Raw genomic sequence first — 24,242 nt, 5'->3', positions numbered from 1 at the left:
CGGTGCCGACTGTCACCGCTGGAACTGGGCTAGTTTCTGAGGGTTGAGGATGATCAACACTCGTTCGATCCCGGCGGGTGAGGCGTCGATGGTGACCAGAGCGACAGTTGCCCCGGGCCGCGAGACGAGGATCGCGGCGTGGCCGTTGGATTCGACGATCTCCGGTGAGAGGTCGCGGCCGAACTTCCGGATCAGTCCCAGGATGTAACGCGCGACGTTGTCACGTCCGACGACGGGTAGCTGGGCGGCCCGGACGGTGCCGCCGCCGTCGGCGTAGGAGATGGCTGTTTCGGCGAGCAGTTCCTCGAGCTGGGCCAGTTCACCGGAGCGGGCTGCGGCGAGAAAGGCATACAGCAGGCGGTCGCGGTCGGCGTGGCCGACCGGTTCGCGCCGCTGCCGGGCCAGGTGCGTGCGGGCGCGGTGGCCGAGCTGTCGTGCGTACGCCTCGCTGACGTCGAGTACCTCGCCGATCCGCCGGAATGGGTAGTCGAACGCCTCCCGCAGCACGTACACCGCCCGCTCGGCCGGGGTGAGCCGTTCCAACAGGAGTAGCACGGCGAGTTCGAGTGACTCGTTGCGCTCGGCCTGGAGTGTCGGGTCGGCGGAGGTGTCGACGGGCTCGGGCAGCCACGGTCCGGGATACAGCTCGCGGCGGGCGCGAGCCGACGTCGCGGCGTTCAGAGCGAGCCGAGAAGTCGTCGTGACCATGAACCCGATCGGGTCCCGTACCTGGCTGCGTTCGGTCTGCTGCCACCGGAGCCAGGCTTCCTGCACGATGTCCTCCGCCTCCGCGACACTGCCGAGCATCCGGTAGGCGATGCCGAAGAGCCGTGGACGGACCGCGTCGAACACCGCCAACGCGTCGACCAGTGCCCCGCCTCTTCCTCGCCCTGCCATGGCCGCCTCGTCGCCCCTATCCCTGAATTCGAACTGCCGCCGATATCGCTGCTGTCTGTTGAGCGCCAGCCACACAGATACCCCTTGCGGGGCCGTACTACAGCACTTGAGCGGTGTTATGGCCAGCGGCTTGGGTCGGCGACGATGTGAGCAGACCGACACAGACCTGCACGAGCGTGCCGACGAGCCAGGTAAAGGGACTGTCGATGCCGTCCTGTTCGTCGTCCGGCATCGTGTACCAGACGGTGTACATCGCTTTTACCGCGTGTTCAGCGGCGTCGACCGAACCCAGCAGCTGGTACGCGAGGTTCTTGAGGAGGCGTCGTTCGGCGACGACGACGCAGAACGCGCTGGGTAGCGCGTTTGGCCGAAGTGGCCGGAGGGGTTCGGGAAACATTGGCTCTCCCAGTGGTTGACGCAGCAGGTTCAGCGGGCGGCCCGAGCCGAGGCGAGGTCGCGCCGAGCGGCCGATCGGTCGCGTAGCGCTGTCAGCAAGATGATCACCAGGCCGATGAGCGCCACTGCCGCGTTTGCGGTGGTGAGGAGGATCGCCTCACCGACTGTCGCCCCCTGCATGTTCGTGAGGTGATAGAAGAAATGGGGGAGCGCGAAGACCGAATAGGCAGCCGCGGCGGGGATGACGAAGTGGGCCTTGGGTTTGACCGCCGCGATGCCCAGCAGCAGGGCGATTGCCAGTGATGCCGTACCGAAGTCCCGCGCGTAGTGCTCGCTGAACGGCGGCGTGAGATCCACTGTCGGGAAGTTCGCGTAGAAGCTGGCCGGCCAGATCGCGTTCCAGGCCCCGACCACGAAATTGTCGAGAAACAAGATTGCCAGTGCGATGCGGATGATGGCGGTCATGATCGTCGCTCCTTGCGCTGTACCGGTGGTGGGCGAGTGTCACCAGGTACGGACCGAGCAGGTCTCCGATTCGTGACACACAGGCCCGGCCGCGACCTCTGCTGTCACGAATCGGGGGGCTGCTCGGTCCTGTTCGCAGACGCCGCGGTCGTTCGCGGCGGAGGGGAGCACGCCATGAAGAGAAGCACTGCGGCTCGCGTGACCGACACGTCAGACACCGGTCGGGCGTCTCGCATTCGTCCTAGCGTTGGATTGATCGTCACGGTCGCGCTCGCTGCCGGTTTCCCGCTGGCGGTCACACCCGCGCCCGCGTTCGCGCACGGCGCGACGCACTCGATCACGCCGACCGCCGGTGCCAGGCTCGCGAAGGCCCCGCAACGGGTCGAGGTGGTGTTCGCTGGCGAGATCACGTCCGACAGCAGTGTCACGGTGACGGACCACACGGGGACGGACTGGACAGGCGGTCGTCCGGTTGTCCACGGGGCGACGCTGCGCCATCAGGTGAGAGCGGATATGCCTGACGGCTGGTACGAGATCAGTTGGCGAGCGACCTTCACCGACGGACACCCGGTGGCCGGCACGGCGGAGTTCACAGTGGGAGCGGAGGCTGCGGCGGCCGCAGCGGCGAATCCGCTTCGGGCCCGTCTCACGCACGGCGGCGTCGTCGCGTTGTACGCCGCCTCGGGTGTAGCGGTACTGGCTCTCCTCCTCGCGATCATGACGCTCTCCCGTGGTGTCTACGCCGCCAGCAAGCGCACCGACCCAGGCGAGGGTTCCACCCTTTAGGGCTATTGCGCGGTCTATGTCGTGAACAAGAAGTCTCGGAAAGGTAGAACGGTGACATCACAGCGGCTCATCCCCCTTGCACCCCGGCCCCCGGTCCGGGCCACCCGCCACTGCGGCGTTACGGCAAACGCGGATCGGGAGGTAGCTCAGTGCGTATCGCGGTAGCCGGCGGGACCGGCGGCGTCGGACGTCTCGTCGTTCACGCCGTACGGTCCGCCGGCCACGAGCCGGTCATCCTCGCCCGCTCCACGGGCGTGGACCTGATCCGCGGTTCCGGGCTGGACGAGGCGCTGACCGGCGTGCCGGTCGTGATCGACGTCAGCAACGTGTCGACGATCAACCGGAAGAAGTCGGAAAGCTTCTTCGGCGCGGCGACGACGAACCTGCTCGCCGCAGGCCAGCGCGTCGGGGTGCGGCACCACGTCGCACTGTCGGTCGTCGGCGCCGACCGGGTCAATTGGGGTTACTACGCGGGCAAACGACGCCAGGAGAGCCTCGTCCTGGGCGGTGCGGTACCCGCTACGGTGCTCCGCTCGACGCAGTTCTACGAGTTGGCCGCGCAGATGCTCGCCACCATTCCCGGCCCGATCGCGGTGGTGCCCCAGATGCTCGTGCAGCCGATCGCGGCCCACGAAGTCGCCAACTGTCTCGTCGACCTCGCCCTGGCAGAACCGGCCGGCCGGGCGCCCGACATCGCCGGCCCGCAACAGTTGCGCATGTCTGCCATGGCCCGCCGCCTGCTCCGCGCCCGCGGGAGTCACCGCCTTGTCCTGCCCGTCCGCCTTCCGGGAGCGACCGGTCGAGCCATGGCCGGAGACGGCCTGCTGCCCACCGGCCCCGGCCCGCGCGGCAGACAGACCTTCGACCAGTGGCTGGCCAGCCCGGCAGCGCAGGACGACGCCGGGCGGACCCGATGAACGAAGGCCGACCACCCACCCCCGCCGCAGCGCAGCCAAGGTCGACAGACGGGCGGGACGCCGCGCTGACCGCGTTGATCCGGATCGCCCTGGCCGTCCTCTTCCTCGACGAACTCGTAGTCGGGTTCTGGAACCAGGTCTTCCCCGAAAGCTTCTACAACAACTTCCCGACCGTCAGCCTCACCCCGCCGTTCAGCGACCACTACGCGCGAGACTTCGGCGGAGCCACCCTCGGCCTGGCCGTCGTCCTCGGCATAGCGCTCGTCGCACCTCGGGCCGTTTTCACCATCCCCGCCGCGGCGGCGTTCTCCACCTTCGCCATACCCCACTTCTTCTTCCACCTGACCCACCTGCACCACGCCACCCCTGGTGAGAAGGTGTTCCTCACAACCGCCAATGCCGTCGTCGCCCTGCTCGGCCTTCTCGTCATCGCCCTGACGCTGGTGCGAGACGCCAGGCGTCGCCGCCCTCCGGCCACATGATGCGGGCGGACCCGGCACGACGCCGGGTCCGCCCGTTTCAGGTGTGCGGGATCTCGCCCTGCCGCTGGTCCATCTGCAGACCCTCGATCAGGTGCTGTGCGAGCTCGGCCGCGATCAGCCTGCGAGCGGCGCGAGCCGGAACTGCTGGTTGGTCTGTCCGTGGCAGTCGTAGAGCTGGATCTGGGCTCCGTTGGCGGTGCTCCAGGCGTCGAGGCATCGTCCGGACTGGACGTTGCTGATGGTGCCGTTGGAGTTGACGTTCCACTGTTGGTTGGTCTGGCTGTGGCAGCTGTAGATCTGCACTGCGGCGCCGTTGGCGGTGCCTGCCGCGTCGAGGCACATGGTGCCGTACACCTGCAGTTGTTTGTTCGAGGTGTAGGTCCATGCCTGGTTGGTTTGTTTGTTGCAGCCGTAGAGCTGGACCCGGGTGCCGTTGTTCCGTGAGGCGTTGGGTACGTCGACGCACCGGCCGGACTGCGTGCCGACGATCTCACTGGCGGAGCCGGGCGGAACGGTCGGTGGATCGGTGGGCGTCGGCGGATCGGTCGGCGGATCGGTCGGCGTCGAGGGCAGCAACGGGCAGGTGCTGCGGTAGGTGACCACGCCACTGGAGTCCAGCAGGGGGCAGAGGAACTGGCTGTACCGGGTGTCGTTGTCGATGAACATCTTGACGAACGGCAGCATGGTCCGGACCATCACCGGGTTCGACCGTCCGACCATGAAGCCATGATCCGCGCCGGCGACCTCCAGGTAGACGCTTTCCGTCGTGGCCGGGAGGCTGTTGTACAGGCCGGTGGCGTAGGACGGGGTGACCACAGTGTCCGCCTGCCCCGAGAAGATCATGGTGGGCACCCGGTCGTTGGCCAGGTTCGACGACGGCGAGTACGGCGCGATGCCGACCACTGCCTTCAATGACGAGCGTCGGGTGGCCGCGCTCAGAGCGCCACCGCCGCCCATCGAGTGACCGGCGACCGCCAACCGGTTGGGGTCGACCCGGTCCCGTACGGGGCTCTGCTGCGTGAGGTAGTCCAGTGCGGCGAGCAACTGGGTGCCTCGGGCAGTGTCGAAGTCGTTGCGGCTGTTGGTCTCGATGCCGATCACGACGAAGCCGTGCGACGCCAGCCACGGTCCCATCCAGGCCAACTCGGCGGAGAACAACGCCGTGTAACCCGGCGAGATCGCGATGGCCCCGAAGGTGCCCTGGCTGGTGTCGGTCGGGTAGTAGATCCGGCCGCCGTTGAAGCCGTACCCGGTCGGGACGCTGACCGACGTGTTGGCGAAGGGGCCGTTCACGGCGGTGACGCTGGTCCGGGTGGGGTCCGGGCCCCGCTGGTACGGGTTGTCGGCGGCCGACGCCGAGCCGGTCGCCACGGTGATGGTGAGCAACCCGACCGCGGCGGCGATCCCGGCCGCGGCGAGCTTGAACAGCCGTCCTCGAAAACGGGGGGACACTCGCTCGGTGTGGGTGTTGCCCGCGGGCGGGGGGTGGTGTCCGTGTCCTCGCACTATCGCTACCTCCTGGTGGTGGTGGATGGATGCGGGGCGGGCGGGCTCGGTGTGGTGTCGAGCCTGCCCGCCCCGGCGTTGTCCGGTCGTCAGCGCTGCAGCGTCAGCAGACCCGGCCGGTACGGCAGGAGGCCGTAGTCGCCGCCGGAGCTGGGCGAACGCCCCTGGTAGAGCAGTTGCAGGTTGCAGGCGTCAACGGTCATGGTCTGATCGGCGTTGCTGCGGATCAGTTCGCCGTGACTGATGTCGTTGGTCCAGGTGGCGCCGCTGTTCGCCTTGCCAGCGAAGGGGTTGCTCTCGGACGTCGCCTGCGGCGTCCACGTACCACCCAGGCTGGTGGCTGTGAAGGAACGGAAGTACCGGCCCTGCGAACCGATCGCCTCGACGATCATCAGGTACTTGTTCAGGCCCTGGAGCTTGTAGACCTGAACGGCCTCGAAGAGGTTGTTCGTCGTGTCGGTCATGATGGTCGTGTAATTGGAGCCGAAGCTGCCCGGGAAGTTCCCGATGGGCATGCTGGCCCGGTAGATCTTGCCGTTGTCACCGGCGAAGAACAGGTACATGTTCTGGTCGTCACCGATGAGTGCCTGGTCGATCGGACCGGTGCTCGAGTTGGAGATGCTGCCGCTGAACAGCGTCTGCGGCGACGACCACCCGTTCGGGTTGGTCGGGTCGCTGGACGTCCGGTACGAGAAGGCCGGGCCGCCCCACTGGTAGGCCAGCACCCAGATGTTGCGCGGCGCGAAGTAGAACAGCGACGGTGCGACGGTCCCCGAGTTCATCGCGTTCTGGCTGGCCGAGCCCATCTGTGAGTAGTTGCTGAAGAGGCCAAAGTTCATCGAACCCCACGTGGTGCCGGTGTCGTGGGTGGTGGCGTAGACGAGCTGCTGGCCGTTGTACGGCGCGACGGTGAAGTCCTTCAGCGACACCCACCCGGACCTCGGCTGCGCCAGCGCACCCGACGACGACCAGCGGTACGACGAGGGAAGATCACACGTGCCGCCGGTCGGCGGCGGCGTCGTCGGGGTCGGCGTCGGGGTCGAGCCGCCGCCCGAGGCGGCGAGCCGGAACTGCTGGTTGGTCTGTCCGTGGCAGTCGTAGAGCTGGATCTGGGCACCGTTGGCGGTGCTCCAGGCGTCCAGGCATCGTCCGGACTGCACATTGCTGATGGTGCCGTTGGAGTTGACGTTCCACTGCTGGTTGGTCTGGCTGTGACAGCTGTAGATCTGCACCGCCGCACCGTTGCCGGTCCCGGCGGCGTCGAGGCACATGTTCCCGTACACCTGTAGCTGTTTGCCCGAGGTGTAGGTCCATGCCTGGTTGGTCTGCTTGTTGCAGTCGTAGAGCTGCACCCGGGTGCCGTTGCTGGTCGAGGCGTTGGGCACATCGACACACCGGCCCGACTGCGTGCCGACGATCTCGCTGGCGGAGCCGGGCGGGTTGGTGGGCGGGTTGGTGGGTGGGTCGGTGGGCGGGTTGGTGGGGCCCGCGCTGTTCAGCGCCTCCAGGGTGGAGGTGTAGGCGGCCTTCTTGGTGCCGTTGCACTCGAAGAGCAGCGGAGTGCCCCCGGAGCGCCACGAGTCGCAGTCGCGCACCCCCCACACGGTGAGCCCGTTGCAGCGAGCCACGGCAAGGCAGTCGTTGACCACACTGCGGTAGGTGTTGGCCTGCGTCGTGCCGGATCCCTCAATGTCCAACTCGGTGACCTGCACGTCCACCCCGAGGGCGGCGAAGCTGGACAGGGTGGTGCGGTAGTTGCTGTTGTACGGCGAGTTGGCGTTGAAGTGCGACTGGAAGCCGACGCAGTCGATCGGCACCCCACGAGACTTGAAGTCGCGCACCATGTTGTAGACGGCCTGTGTCTTGGCCCAGGTCCAGTTGTCGGTGTTGTAGTCGTTGTAGCAGAGCTTCGCGTTCGGGTCCGCCGCGTCGGCGGCGCGGAACGCGGCCTCGATCCAGTCGTTGCCGGTGCGCTGGAGGTTCGAGTTGCGGCGGGCGCCGCTGTTGCCGTCCTCGAACGCCTCGTTCACCACATCCCAAGAGTCGATCTTGCCTCGGTAGTAGGTGGCCACTCGGGTGACGTGGTTCAGCATCGCGTTGCGCAGCGCGGTGCCCTCCATGCTCTGCATCCAGCCCGGTTGCTGCGAGTACCAGGCCAGGGTGTGGCCCCGGACCTTCCAACCCCGGGAGATGGCGTGGTTCACGATCCGGTCCGCGTTGCCGAAGGTGAAGTTGTTCTGCTGCGGCTCGGTCGCGTCGATCTTCATTTCGTTCTCGGGAGTGATGCTGTTGAACTCGCGGTTCAGGATCGTCGTGTAGGCGCTGTCGTTGAGCTTGTTGGCGGCGACGGCGGCACCGAAGTACCGGCCGGACTGCGCCGCGGCAGCACCGAGGGTCGTCTCGGCGGCCTGGGCCAGGTTGGGCAGCAGTGACACGACCAGGGCCAGAATTATCGCGGCCGTTCCGGAAAAAGTGAGCGTTCGCAGTCGGGTGCGCCCGATGGGACGGGTCCGGGGAACCATGCTGATCCTCCTGTGGTGGGGTAAGAGATTCCTGTCGCTGTTCCATTGGGAGGCCCCGCCGGATGGCGGCGGGGACGATGGTGAGTCCGCCCGAGCGGGCCGGAGCTCAGGTCAGGCGTCAGCCCCGGATGCGAATCGGCTCGGGCTACCTGACCAGCGGATCAAGGGGCGGTGACAGGTAGGCCCGGTCGCCCGTCGGGGGGTGGTTGCGGGCGTTGGGCTCTTTCGGTGGTGGACGTGGTCACCTGGCAGGTGGGTGGGCCCGACGGTCGCGTGGAGCGCCTCCAGTGCTAAGGGATCTTGTTAACGTTCACACTTGTCGATGGCTCTCAGGCTGGCAGAAAATTCCAGAGTTTTCAACCGGTAGTTTCGGACCTGTTACGGGTCAGGGCGGTGGGGTTGGAGTCCAGGCGCACAGTGGCTGGTCGACCCGCGTTACGCGGTGAACCAGCTTCGGATGCGTCAAGCTGGACGTACGCCTCGGTGGCTCCACGCGCTGTGGCGAATCGCGGAACATTCCGCGTACGCGGCGCAGAGCGCGGCTCGACGAACCGTTGGGCTTACGGCTGCTCGTCGGCCTCGGGGGTGAGCTGCCGCATCAGCACCGCGAACCCTTGCCCCGACTCCACAAAGCCCAGCTTCCGGTAGAGCGTCAGAGCGGGGTGGTTGCTGTCGGTGACCTTGAGTCGTAGTTGTCTGACGCCGGCTGAGTGCGCACGGTGCAGTACCCGCGAGATCATCGCTGTGGCCAAGCCACTGCGGCGCCAGGGTGCACGGGTGCCCAGACAGTGCAGAATCGCCGTCGGCGTGTCCGTGCTGCCGTCGTCGAGCGCGAAGAGGAAGGCTGCCACCGGGTTGTCACTTCGGTCGACCTCGGCGAGCACCAGGCAGGAGAGGTCGGGCAGGAACCGCGGATGTCCGGTCGCGTGCTGGGGCCAGGCGCGCTGGTCTGGTCGAACCGCTGCCGGGCTGTCGGCGTAGGCCTCATTGTGGGCCAGCCGGGCCAGTTCGTCGTAGCGCTCGTCGACAGGTGTCAGCACCAGACCGGGCGGCAGCACGGGAGCCGGCGGCTCATCTGGCACCGTCAGGACGAGGTCCCGTTCGTGCCGGACCAACGCGAAGCCGCCATGGATCAGCAGCTCGCGGCCGGCCCGGTCGTTCTCGGCACACCGGATGCCGAGGACGGCCTGTGCCGATCCTCGGTTGTCCCGTAACTGCTTCGCCTGGTCGACGAGCCAGTGGTGCAGCTCTGCGCGGACGTCGTCGGCAATGTCGGGATGAAACACGTTGGTCAGGCGAATCCGGAGCACATCATCCGCTGTTCCCATGTCGGCGACCTCGCCGTATGCGGCGACGCTGCCGGTGTCATCGCGGCCAACTCGGGTGCGTCCGGCGCTGTCCGGCCCGAGAGTTGCCAGTCGATTCCGGACGTCCTCAGCGCGCTGCTCCATGCCGACCGGGGCGACCCCCTCGGCGCGCTGGAAGAGTGCTGCCAGCGCCGCCGCCTCGGCGGCCGTGGCGCGACTCCAGCCTGCGATCCTCATCAATGGTCATCCTATGGACCGGTTCGATGATGGTCAATCGCACGCCGGATCGTCGAAGAGCTCGACCATCCGGATTCTGGGCTGCCCGGATACCGCGGCTTTCGGTCAGGCCTGCGATTCCTGCCGACGTGGCGCGACCGGTCGACGTCAGCCGTCTCGACGTCGACGACCTAACCTCCTAGGATGCTCTGCGGGTTGTGCCTCAACCGACTGAGTCGCCCGTGCGGCGGGGGCCAAGGCCGCAGGCGGCTTCAGCTGCTCGGACCGCCCCGAGTAACGCACCTGGCAAGGGGGGCGTGACGCTACGGAGGTGGCCGTACACGTACTGAGAGCACCGTGTTCGGTCGACGCGGATGGCTGAAAGTTCGCGCCGATATTCGGTAACCAAATCGGCTGGCCAAGCCGTCAGGTCAATGACGGATCGCCACTGGGGGCGGTCGGCCGAGGAGGAATAAAGGACATGGGCGACGTGCGTGGGCGTTTGAGGGACGACCTGGCCCAACATCCCGCCCCGCCGTTGGGTGACCTGGTCCAACAGTCGGTGACGCAGGGCCGCCGACTGCGCCGCCAGCGCCGCCGGGCGCAGTTCGGCGTCGGCGGATCGGCGTTGGCGATGCTGCTCGTGATCGGCCTGGCCGCCGGGCCGCTCGGCGTCGGAGCGGATGACGCCGTTCAGCCCGGCGGGCCGAACGTGGTTTTACCGGGTGGGTCGGCGGACACCGCGACGCCGTCCCCGGCAGAGCCCTCGGATGGCGCCCCGGGCGGGTTCGAAGACGGCACCGACGAAGACCCCTCTCGGTCAGTGCCGCCGACTCCCTCGACCACTGTGATCGACACCGTGAGGATCGGGGCGGGGCCGGACGGTGAGCTGCTGACCACCACACCGCAGGGCGCGCTGGAACTGCTGACCCGGCTGCTACCCAAGGGGAAGACCAGCGGCTTTGCGAGTCTGGAGAGCAGTAGGGCGGGCTCCGGCATGCCGTCCGTCCAGCTCTACCTGGACCGAGGCGACGGACCGGGCATGCTGCGGCTCTCCATCTACCGGGACCGCCTCGGCGGCGACCCTGTCCCGGGGACTGTGGAGCTGACCGAAGTACCCGACAACTGCGTGCAGCGCCAGATGGTCACCGTGCACCACCGCGCTGGCCTCCAGGTCGATGTCATGATCGCTACCTGTCTGGCCTGGGACGCCAAGGGAACCTCGCCGGCACCGCCCGTCCTCTCCGTGAAGGAGGCGATCGAGGTTGCCGCCAACCCGATCTGGGAGACGAGACTGCCGGCCGAGTACGTCATCAATGGTGCCAAGAGGTTCCCGAAGCTGGCCCGGTCGAATGGCTGACGAAGACTTCGTGGAGTTCGCGCAGGCGACAGTTGGCCGCCTGCGCGACGCGGCGTTCCTGATGTGCCGTGACTGGCATCTCGCTCAGGATCTCACGCAGACGACGCTGGCCAAGGTGTACGCCAACTGGAGGCGGGTCCGTCGGGCCGACGACCCCCACGCGTACGCCCGCAAGATACTGCTGCGTTGCATGATCGATCAGCAGCGGCGTCGTTCCAGCCGCGAGTTGGCGATGTCGGCGCCGCCGGAGCGGGGCGAGGAACATCCGGCCGAGCTGCGTATGACGTTGCTGGACGCGGTCGCGACCTTGCCGTTGCGGGATCGGGCGATCATCGTCCTGCGGTACTGGGACGACCTGAGCGTGGAGACAACCGCCGAGGTGGTGGGCGTCTCCACCGCCGTCGTCAAGAGCCAGAGCATGCGCTCCCTCAACCGCCTGCGCGAGTTGCTCGGCGAGACCCGTTCCGAGCTGTTCGCCGAGGAACGCCATTGACCGGTCCCGTCTGCGGCCTGGGTGCGGCGGATCTCGAAGGGGTCGGACCGTCGGCCGGCAACCGCCGCGTCTGTGCTGCGGCGGCGACGAACGTGCCGCCGCGCGTCATCGGCTGAAGCGCCACCTGCTGTGGCAAGTATCTGTGTTGGGGGAGGTTTTCGGTGTCCGCATCGAGCAACAGGACGAGCCGGGGCCGGATACGCGGCAGAGGCCGGGGTTCGGTCGCGGTCGTGCCGGCGGTCCTGACGGCGTTGCTGCTGATGGCCGCAGGGTGCCAGCGGGGGGAGCCCGGTGTCGGCCCCGACGAGCTGCACACCGCAAACGCGGAACGGGGTGACCCGAGCCCGCTGCTGGGGGCGGGCGATCTGGGAGCGGACTGGCATGAGGACGAGGCGCGAACCGGTCTGGCGTCCTGGCCGTGGGAGCAGGACAGCTGCCCCAACTACAAGAGCAGCGACTACCCGGCCAAGTCGCACCGGCGCGCTGCCGTGCAGCGCTACTACCGGCCGTCTGACGGCTCGCCGTCGGCCCACCACGTCGTGGAGACGTACGAACCTGGGTGGGCCGAGCGGAATGTCGATGACGTCCGTCGGGTCCTCCTGCGGTGCGCCAGCTACCCGGTCCTCGGATCGCAGGTCTCGTTCGACGTCGTGGATCCGCACTATCTGGAGGGCACCGGCATGCTCGTTCGAGGTCGCATCGCGCATGCGGACACCCCGAACACCATCACGTACTTCGTGATGCTGAAACGAGGCGAGACGGTCTCGACGATCCGCCTGCCCGATCCGGGCAGCCGGGACATGGTGGACTCGATCGCGGCGAGGGCGGTGGCCCGCCTTGGCTGAGTGGAGTCGGCAACTGCCGCGCCGCTGGGTCATCTCCGCGGTCGCCATGTCGCTGGCCGGCGTCGGGACGGCCGCCTTCGGTGCCACGCGCGGTCGCGACGGCCACGGAGTCGGACCATCGCACGGCCCATCGCCTACCAGTCCGGTCCCCACGACGCCGGCCGTCGACCGGATCGAGGAGGCGAGAACGCGCATCAATGCCTACGTGCAGCGGTACGACGGCCACCTGGCGGTCGCGGCACTGGATCGGCAAGGAACTGCTGCGGTGACTGTCGGCGCCAAGCGGTTCGAGACCGCCAGCATCGTCAAGGTCAACATCCTCGCGGCCCTCCTGCTGCGCCAGAACCCGCCGGGCAAGGCCCTGGGTTCTGACACCCGGCGGTTGGCCGAGGCCATGATCGTGTCCAGTGACAACGACGCGGCGGTCGCCCTGTGGCAGCGGATCGAGGGCTCGCGCGGCCTCAACGCCGCGAACCGCGCGCTCGGTCTGCGCGAGACCAAGCCCAACTCGCACTGGGGACTCACCACGACCACTGTCGCCGACCAGCTCCGTCTGCTGACCGCGCTGACGTCACCGACGGGGCCGCTGACCCCGCAGGACCGTACCTTCGTCATGGGCCTCATGAAGAAGGTGGTCCCCGAGCAGCGGTGGGGAGTCACCGCCGCGCGGGAGCCGGGCAATCGCTCCGAGTACGTCAAGAACGGCTGGGACACCGCTGATGTCGACGGGGGTCGCTGGCTCGTCAACAGCATCGGGCGGATCGTCGAGGCCCGTCATGACTGGCTGATCGCTGTGCTCTCCGATCATCACGTGAGCCAGAAAGAGGGCATCCGCGTCGTCGAGAAGGCCGCCACGTACGTGCTCAAGGAGCTGCGCGCCGCCACCGCGGAGGATGGCTTCTGATCCGTCGTCCCGAACCTGTCGGAATTCAGCAGCAGCGGTACGTCGTCCACCGGGTGAGATCTACGCTCTGTCGGGCGCCGCTTCGCGTTGTCTTCACGCGCTCCCACCCGTCTCCAGGCGAGGTCCGCATGACTGCCTCCCGCATTTCCGACTTTTCTCTGGTCGTGTCCGCTGACGACGGCACGGGCGGCGACGGCGTCGACGAGTTGGCCGAGATGCTGCGGTTCGCGCTGGTCGAGGCGGGTGCCACTCGGATCGACCAGACGACGACAGGTACCGCGCCCGACGGCACCCGCGGAATCGAGCTGCTCGGCGCAATCGCGTTCATCGTCACCGCCGTGCAGACCGTCGAGGCCCTGACCACTGTGGTGGAGGCAATCCGCGGCTGCCTCGCCCGCGTCGCCGGCCGCCGCCAACGAGTGCGGCTGACAGTGGCCGGGGTCGACGTGGAGGTCGCCGCCGACAGCGACGTCGCGCCGATCGTGGCCGCGCTCCTGGCGCAACCCGGCCGGCCCGTGACCGGGCTACGGCGGGCACTCGTGGTCGCGAACGCCCGGTACGACGACCCGGCGCTCGCCGCCCTGCGCGCCCCGACCCACGACGCGGACGCGCTCGCCCGGGTTCTCGGCGACCCGGCGATCGGCGGCTTCGACGTCGAGCTGCTGATGGACGCCGACGAGCGCACCGTCCGGCGGCGGGTCGCTGGATTTTTCGCCGACCGCGACCGCGACGACCTGCTGCTGCTGCATTTCTCCTGCCACGGCGTCAAGGATCCGCACGGCCGGCTCTATCTGGCCGCGCGCGACACCGACCTGACGTCACTGGGCGCCACCGGGGTTGCCGCCGCGTTCGTCAACGATCAGCTCGCGCAGACCCAGTCCAAGCGCGTGATCCTGGTATTGGACTGCTGCTACAGCGGCGCCTTCAACCGAGGCGTGGCGGCTCGCGCCGACCGGAGCGTGCACATCGGCGACGAGTTCAACACCGGCACCGGCCGGATCGTGCTCACCGCTTCCAGTGCGACCGAGTACGCGTTCGAGGGCGGCGACCTGACCCGTGCCGAAGCTGGCACATCGGTCTTCACCACGGCACTGGTCGACGGGCTGGCAACCGGCGAGGCGGACCTTGGCGGCGACGGCGAGATCTCGGTCGACGAACTCTACGACTACACCTACCGGCAGGTCCGTGAGCGGACCCCGGGCCAGACGCCGATGAAGTGGACGTTCGGCGTCGAGGGCAGCCTGACCGTCGCCCGCAGCGTCCGGCCAGCGGCTCTGCCCGAGGCGGTGCTCGCCGACCTGGCCAGTGAGCGGGTAGCCCTGCGACTGGAGGCCGTCACCGCGCTGCGTCGGCTTTGCCGCGGGCCGAACGCGAGCCTCGCCGAGCGGGCCTCGACCGAGCTGCGTCGCCTGCGCGACGAGGACGACAGCGCGCGCGTGCGGGTGGCCGCGACGACCGCACTGGATGGCACGGCCAGTCCGGTCCCGCCGCCCGTCCCAGCCCCCGCGCCGGGCCTTGACCGGGTGCCGAGTCAACGGCCGGCTCGGGCGCGCACTCTGGCAGCGGAGCCGGCGGCCATCTCGGAACCGGCATCCACCCCAGCGTCGACGCCGACGCTCAGGAGAGAGCCCACGCCGAAGCCAGCGGCCGTCGCACCGCGTGTTCGAGATGAGCTGCGGGGGGAGACGTCCTCGACGGCTGGGCGGTGGCCCGCGACGGTGGCGCATCCGACGTTGTTCGCCGTTCTTGTGGCCGTCGGACTGATCGCTGTCGTTCAAGCCGTCGAGATGGTGATCGTCGGCCATGATGCCCGCAACTTCACCGGCATCAACGTGCTCGCCGTCGTCCCGGTCGTCGCTGCGTTCGCCCTGGTTGCGTCTGCGCGGGCCCAGGAGTGGCGCTGGGCGGCCGGGATGGCCGCGGTCCTGGCTCTCACGCTGGGCCAGGCGCTTCTCACATTGTTCAGCGACACCGTCTACGACCACGGTGTGGTGCGTAGCGGTGTCCTGTGGTTCGACGGCAACGCCAGCGCCGAGGGTCCCAACGGATTTCTGCTCCGGCTGGCGGTCAGCGTGCCGCCGATGCTCTGGTTCGCGCTGGTTGGCCCGGCGTGGTCGCCCCGGCCGCGGGCGTGGCGCCGGCTGCGCCAGCCCGGCCTGCTGTCGACCGTCGTCGTCGCCCTTGCCGTGTCGCTGACCGGGGCGGCGATACTCGATCCCGTATCCGATGGCAGCGCAAGTGCGTTCGGCCTCATCCGGCCTCAGCACGGCGCTTCCTACCGGCCGAGCGCCGTCGTCGGCCTGGGCAATGTGTCATCGACGTACGCCCAGACCGGCCACAACTGGGCGACCGCACTGTGGTGCGCCGGTTGGTTGGCGCTGATGGTCACCGCGGCTCTCACGCTCGTGGCGCTGATCCGGGGGCGGCGGATCCGCTGGGCGGTCGTCGTCGGCGTCGGGGTTCTTGCCTCGGTCGCCGGCGGGCTCGTCGCGGGTGGCCGCTACGGACCGTCGGCGCAGTACCTCCTCGCTCGGTACCTGGCGGTGATGACCGTCAGCGTTGGTGTCGGTGTGCTCGCGTACGCGCTGTTCGGCGCTCGGCGGGAACCCTCGGCGAGCCTCGTCGGCGGGAAGTAGCCGCGCTCACCCATCGGCGATGCTCCAGTTCCTCATGGCAGACCGGCGACGTTCAGTTGTCCTCGACGAACAGGTGGGCGTAGCGGGCCAGGTAGAGCGGCCAGCCTTCGTCGTGGGCGACACCGTCGCGGACCGCGGGCCAGCCGGGGCCGTGCCGGTCGAGGTTGCGGTGCTCCAGTTCGACGCGGGTGCGCTGTGGGGTTTCGGCGGTGAAGGTGACCTCCACTTCGCTGGTGTTGGCGAGGTCGGTCTCGACCTGCCAGGTTGGGCTGATGTCCCAGCTGAACACGACGCGTTTCGGGGGTTCGTAGGCCAAGACCCGGGCCCATCGGCATTCTTCGCCGTCGGCGCTGCGATCGTAGATGTGGCCGCCGACCTTCGGCTCGAAGACGGTCTCGGCGGTCCCGGCGCTGAGCAGGGTGTGCTCGCGCGGTTTGAAGTCGCCGAACCGTTCGGTGAACACGGTGAAGGCGCGCTCAATGGGCGCCTGCACGATGATGTGCCGGCGCACGACGACTTCGGCGGTTTCAGTCATGACTCCTCCTCGGTGGGTTGTTCGGCGGCGTCCTGAAATCCTGTGAGGGCGCGGTTCCAGTACGTGTCGAGCTGGTCTCGAAGGGCGGCGACGCCTGCCGGGTTGAGCCGGTAGACCCTGCGGGTGCCGGCGGCGCGGTCGGTGACGAGGCCGGCGTCCTTGAGCACTTTGAGGTGTTGGGAGACCGCCGGCCTGCTGACCGGCAGGACGTCGGCGAGTTCGCCGACGGCGCGGGGTCGCTCGGCCAGGCACGCGACGATGGCGCGTCTCGTTGGATCGCCGAGCGCGTCCCATCCATCATCGGCTTGGTAAGTCGCCACGAACGGTAAGCTAGTACTTACCAAAGGCGGGGTCAAGCGTGCCCGGCCAGACCACCGTCAAGGTCACCTGACCCTGGTGCGCCCGACGGGTCGCCGTCCGGGCCGGAAAAGAATCCGGGCCGAGACCAATCCGCTGAACGGGAGGCGACGAATCCCCCACGACAGCACCTGAGCATCGACGCCGTACCCAGGCGGAGACGGAGATTTGTTGTGAGAGTGTCCCGAGCCCTGCTCGCCGTGCCCGCCGCCGCGCTGGTCCTCGCGTTTCCGGGCGTCGCGCACGCCGACGAGAGCGTGCAGGTCCAGTTGCAGGACCTCAACGAGACCGGCGCCACCGGCACCGCCACGTTGACCGCCACCAGCGGCGGTGACCTGAAGGTCATGATCCGCTCGAAGGGCATGACGCCGAACTCGCCGCACGCCCAGCACGTGCACGGCGCGGCGAACGGCATGGACTTCCACTGCCCGGACAAGTCCGCCGACACCAACGGCAACGGCTACGTCAGCACCGAAGAGGGCCTCAAGATGTACGGGGACATCTTCATCTCGTTGACCACCACCGGAGACACGACCAAGGCCAGCGGCCTGGCGGTGGACCGGATGCCGACGGCCGACGCGAAGGGCAACCTCAGTTACGAGCGCACCATCCCCGCCGCCGACCTGCCCCAGGGAACGATCGCGCACCTGAAGGACCTGCACCTCGTGCAGCACGGCATCGACGCCAACAACAACGGCGAGTACGACATGGATGCGCTCGGGGAGTCGACGTTCGCCAAGTCCGTCGGCGTCAACGGCATCCCCGCCGAGGCCACCGACCCCGCGACGTGCGGCATGGTCAGCGGCGCGGCCGCCGGCTCCGTACCCGCTGGGGGTGTCGCCACCGGCGACGGCAGCGCCTCCGGCGGATCGCCGATGATGATCTACGCCGTGGGTGGCCTCGCGCTGCTCGGCGCCGCCGGCGCCGTCGTCGCGCGTCGCCGGCTCGCCGGCGAGCGCTGAACCGACGGCGACCGTGATGGACAACGGCGGCACACCAGTGCCGGCCGCCCGTCGCCGGGGGCGCTACGCGCTCCTGGCGGCGGCCGGCATCCTCACCGTGACGGCGGCCCTGACGATCGGTGTCGCAGTCGCCAACCGGGGCGGCGACCCACCCCGACCCGACGCGTCCGCTGCGACACCAGCCGCGAACGCGTCGCCTGCCCCCGCCACCAGGCCGGGTGAGTTGACCTCCGGACCGCTGATGGCCGGCTCACCGCCGACGCGGGTGTCGATCCCGTCGCTGAAGGCCACCGCCGCGATCGTCGCCCTCGGCCTGCAGGCGGACGGTGCGATGCAGGTTCCTGACAGCGCCACCGACGTGGGCTGGTTCACCAGGGCGCCGACGCCCGGTGCTCTCGGCCCGGCCGTGCTGGCCGGGCACGTCGACTGGAAGGGCCGCCGCGGGACGTTCTTCGACCTGGGCAAGCTGCCCGTCGGCGCCGGGATCACCGTCGACCGTCAGGACGGCAGCACCGCGATGTTCACCGTCACCAAGGTCGAGCAGCAGCCCAAGGACCGCTTCCCCACGGCTGAGGTGTACGGGGCGACCGACCACGCGGCGCTACGCCTGATCACCTGCGGCGGCGAGTTCGACGACACCACCCAGCACTACCGCGACAATGTCATCGTCTACGCGCGCCTCGCCCACGCTCATCCCGCCTAGGCACGAGTGCGGCGGCTCACCGAGCCGTCGCCAGCACAGGAGAGGACATGCCGAGAATGAGCGGTGACCCGGAACAGGGGCGGCGGTTGCGTTCGGTGCCGCCGGACACCGCGACCCCACCGAACGCCGACGAGTTGTTGCCGCGGGTGGCGCGGGGTGACGAGGCGGCGTTCGCCACGCTGTACGACGCCATGGCGGGCAGGGTCCTCGGGATGGCCCGGCGGGTCGTACGCGATCCGGCGCAGGCGGAGGAGGTGACGCAGGAGGTGATGGTCGAGGTGTGGCGCACCGCCGGCCGCTTCGACGCCGGCCGCGGCTCCGCCTCGGCATGGATCCTGACCATGGCGCACCGCCGCGCGGTGGACCGGGTGCGCTCCGAACAGGCCCACACCAACCGCGCCCAGCAGGTCGCCGCGACCGAGACCCACGTCCCCTACGACGAGGTGGTCGAGGATGTGACCGCCCGGTTGGAGCGGGAGCAGGTCCGCCGGTGCCTGGGCCGGTTGACGCCGGTGCAGCGGGAGTCGGTGACCCTGGCCTACTACGGCGGTCACACGTACCGAGAGGTCGCCGAGAAGTTGCAGACGCCCCTGCCGACGGTGAAGACGCGAATGCGCGACGGACTGATCCGGATGCGCGACTGCCTGGGCATCGAGATGGAGGGACGGGCATGAGCGCCGATGTTCACACCCTCGCTGGTGCGTACGTCCTGGACGCGGTCGACGACGTCGAGCGGGCTGCGTTCGAGCGGCACCTGGCCGAGTGCGAGCCGTGTCGCGTCGAGGTGGCCGAGTTGCGGGAGACCGTCGCACGCCTCGCCGACGACACCGTCGTCGAGGCGACCCCGCCGGGTCTGCGGGAGCGGACCCTCGCCCAGGCGGCCCGTACCCCGCAGCTGCGCGTCAGCGCCGCGGGTGCCAGCGGCGGACGGCCGGCAGGCAGGTGGCGACAGCTCACAGTGGCCGCCGCCGCGGCCGTCCTCGTGGCCGGTGGCGCGAGCGCGGTCACCTGGACCGTCAGCAACGATCGGATCAGCGACGAGCAGGCCAGCAGCGATCAGGCCCGGCAGATCGCCGCCGTCCTGGACGCCCCGGACGCCCGGGTGTTCGAACGGTCACTTCCGCCCGGGGGTGCCGCCACCGTGGTGGTCTCCCGTGGCCGCGACAGCGGTGTGGTGCTGCTGCGTGACCTGCCCGCGCCCGGTCCCGGGCGGATCTACGAGCTATGGCTCATCCAGGGCAGCGAGCCCCGCAAGGTGGGACAGCTCGCCGAGGGGGACAGGGCGTCGACCACTGTCATCGGCCCGGTCGCCGAGGCGGGCACGTTCGGGGTGTCCAACGAGCCCGTCGGTGGCTCGGCCACCCCCACCCGGATCGTGGGTACGGTCGAGCTGAGCTGAGACCGGGCTGGGCTGGCCGCCGGTACATCGGCGCCCGGCCCAGCCCGGTCCGCTGCCCGAGCCCTGGTGCTCCCGGTCACCCCACCCATCCGGACGGCGGACCGCTCCGAATCACTCTCATGGATGACGAGTTGCTCGCCGGCCGGTACCGCAGGCTCCTGCTGATCGGGGACACCGCGACCCCGGGACGCGTCTGGCTGGCACGCGACGAGGTGCTCGACCGGCACGTTGCGCTCAAGCAGATCACCCTCCCAGGATGGGTGAGCGCCGCCGAGCGGTCCCGGCTGCGGGACAGAACACTCGCGGAGGTAAGCGGCCTGGCCGCGCTGGATCATCCGGGCGTGCTCGGGATGTGGGACGTGCTGAGCACCGACGGATATCTATGGCTGGTCATGGAGCACGTACCCTCCCGGTCCCTGTCTGAGGTGGTTGCCACCGACGGTCCGCTGGCACCGGCGGAGGTGGCGCGGGTCGGGCTGCACCTGATCGCCGCACTGAGTGCCGCCCACGCGAGGGGGGTGACGCATCGGGAGGTCCGGCCGCAGAACGTGCTGCTCGTTGACGATGGGCGGGTCATGCTCGGCGGATTCGGTCTGTCGATCTTCGACACCCGGGATCCGGCGACCGTTACCGCGGCGAGCCTGTCGACGGTCCAGTACACCGCGCCGGAGGGGGCCCGCGACGGCAGGGCCACCCCCGCCACCGACCTGTGGGCCCTCGGCGCGACGCTCTACCTGGCCACGGAGGGTCGCCCGCCTTGGAGCCGGCCGTCGACAGTGGCCATGTTCGCCGCCCTGGCCACCGAGGCGCCGGACCGGATGACCGTCGCGCCGCTCGAACCCGCGATCACCGGTCTCCTGTTGCGCAACCCCCGCCAACGCCTCTCCGCGCAGGAGGCCCGTGACCAGTTGGAGCAGGTGGCCGCGGCGACGCCGGCGACGGTGCCGCGAGCGCGCCGCTGGCCGCGGGTACGCGCCGCGTCGCGCCGTCGGCCCCCGGCCGTCACGCCGACGGTTCCGATCGCCGCGGACGCGATCACCACAATGGTCATTCCGGTTCTGGCGCCCACCACCCGCGATCGGACGACCGGCTGGGCGTTCGCTGGCGCCGTGGTGGGCCTGCTGGGGGTCGTGGCCGTCGTCGTCACGGCAACCGGCGCTGTGATCGGCGGCTGGCGCGGCCAGGACAGCCCTCCGGCGGCCGAACCTGGCGGTGCGGCGGCCGGCGTGGTGGTGCCGACCGCGACGGCACCGCCGGCCCACCCCTGCCTTGACGATGCCGCCTCCAGCGAGGCCGAGCCGCTGCGGGAGGCCGACGCGCCGCTGCCGTACGCCTTGCCCAACGGGTGGGCGTGGCACCAGGACCCCGCCGGGTTTCTGCTGGCGGTGCCCGAGAGATGGACCCGGCACACCGAGGGCGCACTGGTGTGCTTCCGCGACCCCGCCGAGGTGCGGGCCATCGCCGTCGACCCCGCCGCCGCGGCTTCCTCCGTACCGTCGAGGCGATGGGAGGCCGCCGAGCGCGACGCGCTGACCACCGGGGCGCTGGCCGGTTACCAGAAGATCAGCATCGGGCCGGTCATCCGCCCCGGTGGCGCGGCGGAGTGGGAGTACACCTGCGACCAGGCCGGCGGGGTGCGGCTGCACGCCCGCCGGCTGCTGGTCAACGAGAGCAGAACCCGCGCTTACAGCCTGTCCTGGATCACCCGGGACAGCCAGTGGAACGAGTCCGAACCCTTCCAACGACTAGCCCTCGCAAGCATCCGCCTCGACTGACGCCGAAGGTCACTGCCGCAGGAGCAGGGCGAGATCGACGACCACGTGCCCGTTGAACAGGCCGGTCGTCTGAGCCGCGCCGGTGAGCAGGTCGACCCGGTACAGCCGGGAGCCGGCGATGCCGTTGAGTACGGCGTAGGCGTTGTTCGCCACGGCGCGGTCTCCGCTCAGCGGACTGTGGATGTCGAAGCCCGCGTGGAGGTTCGCGTTCACTCCCAGTGCGCCGGTGGCCACCAGTTGCCCGGAGTTGGCGGGAGATTGCAGGGCAACCTGGTCGAGGGTGGTGTCGATGTCGAACAGAGTCGTAGCGGTGGCGGGGTTGAGGTCGTTGTTGGTGTACGCCGCGCCGGTGACACCGACGGCTGCGGTGCTGGGCGGGTAGGTGAGAGGGCCGTCGACAACTGTCGTGCCGCCGGCGTTGATGTTGTGGCGCAGGTTCTGGCCGGTGTCGCTGATGATCCGGAGTCGGTCGGCGGCGGGGTTGAAGTCGACGCCGAACGACGTGCCGCTCAGTGCGACGGTCAGTTGACTGACCTTTGTGGCCGCTGCGGTGCGCGTGTTCAGCGCGTAGACGCCGCCGGTGTTGCCGACGCCGTAGAGCTGGCCGTCCTGGACGCGAAAGTCGATGCCGATGAGGATTTCGGTGCCGGGCAGGTCGACCGGGCCGATGGTGCAGGCCAGCGCGGGGCGGTTGGCGGCGAACTTGATCAGCTGCTGGTTGGCGGTGAGGCCGATGGCGACGAGCCCGTTGCGGCCTCCGGCGTTGAGCAGGTCCCACAGCAGGGTGCAGGTCCCATTGCCCAACGAGGGTAGGCCGCTGGACGGGACGGTCGCTGTTGTGCGTTGGCTTGGTTGGGCGGCGGTGACCGGCGTCGCGGTGATCCCGATGCTGGCGACCATCGTTGTGGCGGCCACGAGCAGCCCTCGGCGAAGCGTACGGTGCATGAGAGGCACTTCCTTGATCAGATGCACCGACGGGCTCCTCGGCGGAGTCCGACGCCGTTATCGGCGATGGTGCAGGGATGAACTCCCTGCTCAGAGCCTATGTAGAGGCGATCCGCAGCATCTGTCGGGATTTGGCCCCTCCTCCAACTTTCGCACCTTCTGCACAGTGCGGTCGGGATCCGCCGGCCGGTACGCCATCCGGCGGGGTGGGATGGAGGGCAGGGCCGGAAGAACGATCCGGCTCAGGGCACCAACGCCCTGAGCCGGAACGGTTCTGTAGCTGTTGGTTCTGTCGATCAGGTGACGTTGATGTCGCTGCACCACATGTAGGTCTGGTCCAGGTGCGACGCCCTCCAGAGCACGAACAGGATGTGGTTCCCGCTACGCGACGGGAGCGAGACGTTGAACGAGATGTTCTGCGCCGGCGCGTAACGCCCGGTCGTCGTGATCAGGTCGAGGTTGCCCCATCCGAGCTTCTGGGTGGATGGGTTGAACCCCTGCTTGGTGACGTAGACCTGGAAGTAGTCAGCGCCGTGGCTGGCCTGGTCGTACAGCTGGACCGTGAGGTTGCGGCTGACGGTGGTCGTCTTCCACGCCCCTGGCTGGTTCACGCTGTCGTTCCTGGACAGGGCGTTGCTGCACAGCTGCCCGTCCGGGGTGCGAGCCTGGTACTGGCCGCCGAGGCCGTCACGCAGCTGGCTCATCCAGTTCCACATGGTGTCGGGATTGGCCTGGAACGCCCGCCAACACATGGGGTCTTGCTGCTGCATGGCGGGGTTCATGTGCTGGTTGCCCCACGCCTTCCAGCATTGGTAGGCGCGACTCATCGGGTTGATGATCGTGCCGTGGGCCTGGGCTGCCCCGGTGAAGGGCAGCATGCCGGCCACGATGGCGAACACCATGACGAATGCTCGCAGGGACCGACGGACTGGTGACCGGGATCGTCCGCCGGATCGATCGGACTTGAGTGAACGCACTGTTCATCCTCCGCTCTTCGGGACTACAGATCAGCTTGGGAACGCTCCCAAGCCAACTGTTGCATCTATCGACTCAAATATCAATCGTTATCTATCTATGGTCGGATGTGGATCGAGCTGACCGGCGTGTCCGCAGCCGCCCGGTTCGGATCCGGGTGCGGGTGACGACCGCGCCACCGGTCGCCCGGCACTGTCACAGGCCGGCTGCGGCGTCGTACCGGCGACGCTGGTCGGCCATCTCCGACTCCGACAGCGCCTCCTTGAGCGCCAGATCCGCGTACTTGGGCGGGAGCATCTGCCGCACCCGGTCGGTGAACATGACCTCGGCGGTCGCCTCGACCACCTGGATGCCCGGCGGGTCGCTGGACATATCCATGATCACGGGACCGGCCAGTTTGACCGCCACGTCCCACGGGCGCTTCTGTTCGGCGACCCCGCAGAGGTGGAAGCCGTAGACCGTCTGCACCTCGGTGAGCGCGGTGGCCTCGGTCGGCTCGTAGCCGTAGACGCGGACCCCGCAGATCACTGCCGGCTTCTCCGTGCTGGCCGCCTGCTGGGCCCCGTGCCCGGCGTGGTTGTGCTGCCCCGGGTCCGCCTGTTCGAGCGTGGTACGCATCCGGGCGATGATCTGCGATTGCAGATCCGCCGGTTTCGCCTCCGGGTCGGCCCGGTTGACCAGTACGACCGCGCCGGCCGACACCACCAGCAGGATCACCGCTACCCACACGAAGCGGTTCCGGTACCAACCCGCGAAACTCTCTCGGGACATCACGATTGCTTCTCACCTCGTCGCCGGTTCTGGTGCTGGCAGGCCGAATCAGACGCCCCCGGCGGGTCAGGCGTCGAGCGCGTCAGCC

24 protein-coding genes are annotated in these 24,242 nt (G+C 68.9%); 13 read left to right on the top strand and 11 right to left on the bottom strand.

Going from position 1 to position 24,242, the window contains the following annotated elements; translation table 11 throughout:
- Positions 1 to 12 precede the first annotated feature (12 nt).
- From sigJ to AB0C20_RS01960, 3 genes are all read right to left on the bottom strand, one after another.
- A complete protein-coding gene (gene sigJ, locus AB0C20_RS01970) occupies positions 13 to 897 on the bottom strand; it encodes an RNA polymerase sigma factor SigJ (protein ID WP_357567017.1) in 885 nt (294 codons plus the stop codon).
- Between the two features lie 97 nt (positions 898 to 994).
- Positions 995 to 1,294: a hypothetical protein gene (locus AB0C20_RS01965; RefSeq protein ID WP_357177537.1), complete on the bottom strand. Its 300-nt coding sequence runs from the start codon at positions 1,292 to 1,294 to the stop codon at positions 995 to 997.
- 29 nt (positions 1,295 to 1,323) lie between these two features.
- Entirely contained in the window at positions 1,324 to 1,758 is a 435-nt protein-coding gene (locus AB0C20_RS01960) for a hypothetical protein (protein ID WP_357567016.1), read from the bottom strand.
- 252 nt (positions 1,759 to 2,010) lie between these two features.
- Here AB0C20_RS01960 and AB0C20_RS01955 point away from each other — a divergent pair, with 252 nt between their 5' ends.
- From AB0C20_RS01955 to AB0C20_RS01945, 3 genes are all read left to right on the top strand, one after another.
- Positions 2,011 to 2,544 (top strand): copper resistance CopC family protein, encoded by a 534-nt coding sequence (locus tag AB0C20_RS01955; RefSeq protein WP_357177533.1) that lies wholly within the window; start codon positions 2,011 to 2,013, stop codon positions 2,542 to 2,544.
- Positions 2,545 to 2,693: 149 nt separating this feature from the next.
- On the top strand, positions 2,694 to 3,461 hold the full coding sequence (locus tag AB0C20_RS01950) for an SDR family oxidoreductase (protein WP_357177531.1): 768 nt from the start codon (positions 2,694 to 2,696) through the stop codon (positions 3,459 to 3,461).
- Positions 3,458 to 3,943 (top strand): hypothetical protein, encoded by a 486-nt coding sequence (locus AB0C20_RS01945; protein WP_357177529.1) that lies wholly within the window; start codon positions 3,458 to 3,460, stop codon positions 3,941 to 3,943. The genes AB0C20_RS01950 and AB0C20_RS01945 overlap by 4 nt, the downstream gene beginning before the upstream one ends.
- 114 nt (positions 3,944 to 4,057) lie before the next feature.
- Here AB0C20_RS01945 and AB0C20_RS01940 read toward each other — a convergent pair whose 3' ends face one another.
- From AB0C20_RS01940 to AB0C20_RS01930, 3 genes are all read right to left on the bottom strand, one after another.
- Positions 4,058 to 5,395 (bottom strand): ricin-type beta-trefoil lectin domain protein, encoded by a 1,338-nt coding sequence (locus AB0C20_RS01940; RefSeq protein WP_357177527.1) that lies wholly within the window; start codon positions 5,393 to 5,395, stop codon positions 4,058 to 4,060.
- 143 nt (positions 5,396 to 5,538) lie between these two features.
- A complete protein-coding gene (locus AB0C20_RS01935; protein ID WP_357567015.1) occupies positions 5,539 to 7,884 on the bottom strand; it encodes a non-reducing end alpha-L-arabinofuranosidase family hydrolase in 2,346 nt (781 codons plus the stop codon).
- Positions 7,885 to 8,531: 647 nt separating this feature from the next.
- The gene (locus AB0C20_RS01930; RefSeq protein ID WP_357177523.1) at positions 8,532 to 9,515 is read right to left on the bottom strand and encodes a GNAT family N-acetyltransferase; all 984 of its coding nucleotides are present in this window, start codon (positions 9,513 to 9,515) and stop codon (positions 8,532 to 8,534) included.
- A 460-nt stretch (positions 9,516 to 9,975) separates the two neighbouring features.
- Between AB0C20_RS01930 and AB0C20_RS01925 the strand changes: the two genes are divergently transcribed.
- The 5 genes from AB0C20_RS01925 (at position 9,976) to AB0C20_RS01905 (ending at position 15,732) form a co-directional block, all read left to right on the top strand.
- Entirely contained in the window at positions 9,976 to 10,854 is an 879-nt protein-coding gene (locus AB0C20_RS01925) for a hypothetical protein (protein WP_357567014.1), read from the top strand.
- Positions 10,847 to 11,347 carry a SigE family RNA polymerase sigma factor gene (locus AB0C20_RS01920; RefSeq protein WP_112639157.1) on the top strand — a complete coding sequence of 167 codons (501 nt, stop codon included), beginning with the start codon at positions 10,847 to 10,849 and terminating at the stop codon, positions 11,345 to 11,347. Before AB0C20_RS01925 ends, AB0C20_RS01920 begins: the two co-directional genes overlap by 8 nt.
- 230 nt (positions 11,348 to 11,577) lie before the next feature.
- On the top strand, positions 11,578 to 12,192 hold the full coding sequence (locus tag AB0C20_RS01915; protein WP_357177518.1) for a hypothetical protein: 615 nt from the start codon (positions 11,578 to 11,580) through the stop codon (positions 12,190 to 12,192).
- Positions 12,185 to 13,096, top strand: a complete 912-nt coding sequence (locus AB0C20_RS01910; RefSeq protein WP_357177515.1) for a serine hydrolase — start codon at positions 12,185 to 12,187, stop codon at positions 13,094 to 13,096. Before AB0C20_RS01915 ends, AB0C20_RS01910 begins: the two co-directional genes overlap by 8 nt.
- Positions 13,097 to 13,260: 164 nt before the next feature.
- A complete protein-coding gene (locus AB0C20_RS01905) occupies positions 13,261 to 15,732 on the top strand; it encodes a caspase family protein (protein ID WP_357567012.1) in 2,472 nt (823 codons plus the stop codon).
- Between the two features lie 52 nt (positions 15,733 to 15,784).
- Here AB0C20_RS01905 and AB0C20_RS01900 read toward each other — a convergent pair whose 3' ends face one another.
- Positions 15,785 to 16,267 carry an SRPBCC family protein gene (locus tag AB0C20_RS01900; RefSeq protein ID WP_357177511.1) on the bottom strand — a complete coding sequence of 161 codons (483 nt, stop codon included), beginning with the start codon at positions 16,265 to 16,267 and terminating at the stop codon, positions 15,785 to 15,787.
- The gene (locus AB0C20_RS01895; RefSeq protein ID WP_357177509.1) at positions 16,264 to 16,587 is read right to left on the bottom strand and encodes a metalloregulator ArsR/SmtB family transcription factor; all 324 of its coding nucleotides are present in this window, start codon (positions 16,585 to 16,587) and stop codon (positions 16,264 to 16,266) included. Before AB0C20_RS01895 ends, AB0C20_RS01900 begins: the two co-directional genes overlap by 4 nt.
- A 210-nt stretch (positions 16,588 to 16,797) precedes the next feature.
- Here AB0C20_RS01895 and AB0C20_RS01890 point away from each other — a divergent pair, with 210 nt between their 5' ends.
- From AB0C20_RS01890 to AB0C20_RS01870, 5 genes are all read left to right on the top strand, one after another.
- On the top strand, positions 16,798 to 17,586 hold the full coding sequence (locus AB0C20_RS01890; protein WP_357567011.1) for a hypothetical protein: 789 nt from the start codon (positions 16,798 to 16,800) through the stop codon (positions 17,584 to 17,586).
- Positions 17,587 to 17,602: 16 nt separating this feature from the next.
- On the top strand, positions 17,603 to 18,289 hold the full coding sequence (locus AB0C20_RS01885; protein WP_357567010.1) for a class F sortase: 687 nt from the start codon (positions 17,603 to 17,605) through the stop codon (positions 18,287 to 18,289).
- 47 nt (positions 18,290 to 18,336) lie between these two features.
- Positions 18,337 to 18,963 carry a sigma-70 family RNA polymerase sigma factor gene (locus AB0C20_RS01880; protein ID WP_357567009.1) on the top strand — a complete coding sequence of 209 codons (627 nt, stop codon included), beginning with the start codon at positions 18,337 to 18,339 and terminating at the stop codon, positions 18,961 to 18,963.
- A complete protein-coding gene (locus AB0C20_RS01875) occupies positions 18,960 to 19,688 on the top strand; it encodes an anti-sigma factor (RefSeq protein WP_357567007.1) in 729 nt (242 codons plus the stop codon). The genes AB0C20_RS01880 and AB0C20_RS01875 overlap by 4 nt, the downstream gene beginning before the upstream one ends.
- A 119-nt stretch (positions 19,689 to 19,807) precedes the next feature.
- Entirely contained in the window at positions 19,808 to 21,463 is a 1,656-nt protein-coding gene (locus AB0C20_RS01870; protein ID WP_357567006.1) for a serine/threonine-protein kinase, read from the top strand.
- A gap of 9 nt (positions 21,464 to 21,472) precedes the next feature.
- Here the strand turns inward: AB0C20_RS01870 and AB0C20_RS01865 are convergent, their stop codons facing one another.
- The 3 genes from AB0C20_RS01865 to AB0C20_RS01855 form a co-directional block, all read right to left on the bottom strand.
- On the bottom strand, positions 21,473 to 22,408 hold the full coding sequence (locus tag AB0C20_RS01865; protein ID WP_357177497.1) for a DUF4394 domain-containing protein: 936 nt from the start codon (positions 22,406 to 22,408) through the stop codon (positions 21,473 to 21,475).
- Between the two features lie 296 nt (positions 22,409 to 22,704).
- Positions 22,705 to 23,310, bottom strand: a complete 606-nt coding sequence (locus AB0C20_RS01860; protein WP_238680842.1) for a lytic polysaccharide monooxygenase — start codon at positions 23,308 to 23,310, stop codon at positions 22,705 to 22,707.
- 268 nt (positions 23,311 to 23,578) lie between these two features.
- Entirely contained in the window at positions 23,579 to 24,154 is a 576-nt protein-coding gene (locus tag AB0C20_RS01855) for a hypothetical protein (protein ID WP_357567005.1), read from the bottom strand.
- Between the last annotated feature and the right edge of the window lie 88 nt (positions 24,155 to 24,242).

It is taken from the genome of Micromonospora sp. NPDC048843, assembly GCF_040649965.1.
GTDB lineage: Bacteria > Actinomycetota > Actinomycetes > Mycobacteriales > Micromonosporaceae > Micromonospora > Micromonospora hortensis.
Note: the sequence above shows the minus strand (reverse complement) of the source record. Positions and strands in the feature narration are given on the sequence as shown.

What these genes read in the sequence shown, in the direction of transcription:
- AB0C20_RS01860 (WP_238680842.1), bottom strand. Translation starts at nt 23,310, where the DNA reads ATGGTGTTCGCCATCGTGGCCGGCATGCTGCCCTTCACCGGGGCAGCC.
- AB0C20_RS01875 (WP_357567007.1), top strand. Translation starts at nt 18,960, where the DNA reads ATGAGCGCCGATGTTCACACCCTCGCTGGTGCGTACGTCCTGGACGCG.
- AB0C20_RS01865 (WP_357177497.1), bottom strand. Translation starts at nt 22,408, where the DNA reads ATGCACCGTACGCTTCGCCGAGGGCTGCTCGTGGCCGCCACAACGATG.
- AB0C20_RS01920 (WP_112639157.1), top strand. Translation starts at nt 10,847, where the DNA reads ATGGCTGACGAAGACTTCGTGGAGTTCGCGCAGGCGACAGTTGGCCGC.
- AB0C20_RS01960 (WP_357567016.1), bottom strand. Translation starts at nt 1,758, where the DNA reads ATGACCGCCATCATCCGCATCGCACTGGCAATCTTGTTTCTCGACAAT.
- AB0C20_RS01965 (WP_357177537.1), bottom strand. Translation starts at nt 1,294, where the DNA reads ATGTTTCCCGAACCCCTCCGGCCACTTCGGCCAAACGCGCTACCCAGC.
- AB0C20_RS01930 (WP_357177523.1), bottom strand. Translation starts at nt 9,515, where the DNA reads ATGAGGATCGCAGGCTGGAGTCGCGCCACGGCCGCCGAGGCGGCGGCG.
- AB0C20_RS01870 (WP_357567006.1), top strand. Translation starts at nt 19,808, where the DNA reads ATGGATGACGAGTTGCTCGCCGGCCGGTACCGCAGGCTCCTGCTGATC.
- AB0C20_RS01925 (WP_357567014.1), top strand. Translation starts at nt 9,976, where the DNA reads ATGGGCGACGTGCGTGGGCGTTTGAGGGACGACCTGGCCCAACATCCC.
- AB0C20_RS01880 (WP_357567009.1), top strand. Translation starts at nt 18,337, where the DNA reads ATGCCGAGAATGAGCGGTGACCCGGAACAGGGGCGGCGGTTGCGTTCG.
- AB0C20_RS01900 (WP_357177511.1), bottom strand. Translation starts at nt 16,267, where the DNA reads ATGACTGAAACCGCCGAAGTCGTCGTGCGCCGGCACATCATCGTGCAG.
- AB0C20_RS01885 (WP_357567010.1), top strand. Translation starts at nt 17,603, where the DNA reads ATGGACAACGGCGGCACACCAGTGCCGGCCGCCCGTCGCCGGGGGCGC.
- AB0C20_RS01945 (WP_357177529.1), top strand. Translation starts at nt 3,458, where the DNA reads ATGAACGAAGGCCGACCACCCACCCCCGCCGCAGCGCAGCCAAGGTCG.
- AB0C20_RS01855 (WP_357567005.1), bottom strand. Translation starts at nt 24,154, where the DNA reads ATGTCCCGAGAGAGTTTCGCGGGTTGGTACCGGAACCGCTTCGTGTGG.
- sigJ (WP_357567017.1), bottom strand. Translation starts at nt 897, where the DNA reads ATGGCAGGGCGAGGAAGAGGCGGGGCACTGGTCGACGCGTTGGCGGTG.